Origin of the sequence: Lachnospira hominis (ex Hitch et al. 2025), from assembly GCF_040096395.1 — a bacterium.
Classification (GTDB): domain Bacteria; phylum Bacillota; class Clostridia; order Lachnospirales; family Lachnospiraceae; genus Lachnospira; species Lachnospira hominis.
Map to the genome: position 1 here is coordinate 1 of NZ_JBBMES010000074.1, position 586 is coordinate 586.

The 586-nt window shown below is 46.4% G+C and carries 1 protein-coding gene; it reads right to left on the reverse strand.

The annotated features are described in order from the left end of the window. Positions 1 to 97 precede the first annotated feature (97 nt). The coding region (locus WMO38_RS15145) for a C40 family peptidase (protein ID WP_349163225.1) at positions 98 to 586 on the reverse strand (489 nt) is incomplete at its 5' end.

The window sequence follows — 586 nt, forward strand, 5'->3', positions numbered from 1 at the left end:
GTTCCCCTGTCGTTTTCTGTTACCAGTATCATATCTTTTAAATCCATTCTTACCTCCAGTCTCAGAGAGGGACTATGACCTCTCTGCAAATTTCCTGTTATGGTCTTCCTATCACAACAATCTTTCCTGTGCTTGCCACATCCCGGTAAACCACACAAAGACTTTCATTAAGTGCCTCTACCACTTTGCCATTTCCGACATATACTGCCACATGGCTGATGTTCTTATATCTTCCATTGCTTGTAAAACTGTAGAAGATAAGGTCTCCCGGCTGTAACTCATCAAAGGAGACTGTCTTTCCGGCTTCATCCAGTCCCTGTGCCTCCGCTGCCGCTGTGGTTGCACCGCCGTAACTAATATCCACACCTGCATCTTTCCATGAATAATAGGCTAAGGAGCTGCAGTCATAATAGTTACCGCTATCTCTTAAATCTTGACTATAAGGAAAGCCAACTCTGTGAAGTGCATAGGAGCAGACTGTTTTCTGCCTGCTGTCTGTAATTCCACTAAGGATGGCATTGATTTCATCCTCAGTCATGGAGCTTACTCCCGGACTTCCGCCTCCGCCGCCACTTCCGCTTCCGGC